The sequence below is a fragment of the Streptomyces deserti genome (genome assembly GCF_054782695.1).
Genome location: NZ_BAAGRZ010000122.1, coordinates 1 through 828, shown reverse-complemented (window position 1 = coordinate 828; position 828 = coordinate 1). Strand labels below are relative to the sequence as shown.

The window sequence follows — 828 nt, the reverse complement described above, 5'->3', positions numbered from 1 at the left end:
CGGTGACGGTGGACACGGCGTGTTCGTCGTCGTTGGTGGCGTTGCACCTGGCGTGTCAGGCGTTGCGTCAGGGAGACAGCTCCCTGGTGCTCGCCGGGGGTGTGACGGTTGCGGCCAGCCCGTACCTGTACGTGGATTTCTCCCGCCAGCGCGGTTTGTCGCCGGACGGCCGGTGCAAGGCGTTCTCCTCCTCGGCCGATGGTGTGGCGTGGTCCGAGGGCGTTGGTGTGCTGGTGCTGGAGCGTCTGTCCGACGCTCGGCGGCTCGGGCACCACGTGCTGGCGGTCGTTCGTGGCAGTGCGGTGAACCAGGACGGTGCGAGCAACGGTCTGACCGCGCCCAACGGCCCTTCCCAGGAACGCGTGATCGCCCAGGCGCTCGCCAACGCCGGGTTGAAGCCCGCGGACGTGGACGCGGTCGAGGCGCACGGCACCGGGACGACGCTGGGCGACCCGATCGAGGCCCAGGCGTTGATCGCCGCGTACGGGCAAAACCGTGCGGAGCCACTGCGGATCGGGTCTGTGAAGTCCAACATCGGGCACACCGTGGCCGCTGCCGGTGTGGCCGGTGTGATCAAAATGGTCCAGGCGTTGCGTCACGAGCAGTTGCCCCGGACGCTGCATGTGGAGGAGCCGTCGCCGCATGTGGACTGGTCGTCGGGTGCGGTGCGGTTGTTGACGGAGCCGGAGTCGTGGCCGGCGGGGGAGCGGGTTCGCCGGGCTGGTGTGTCGTCGTTCGGGATCAGTGGCACGAACGCGCACGTGATTCTGGAGGAGGCTCCGGCGTCGCAGCCGGTTGCGGCTGTCTCGAGTGGCGCTCCGGTCGGTG

The 828-nt window shown here is 69.4% G+C and carries 1 protein-coding gene; it reads left to right on the top strand.

Features of this window, described 5'->3' with window-relative positions; translation table 11 throughout:
* Nucleotides 1–828, top strand: an 828-nt coding sequence (locus ACYVMZ_RS39370; protein ID WP_461088127.1) for a beta-ketoacyl synthase N-terminal-like domain-containing protein, incomplete at both ends; no start/stop codon positions are given.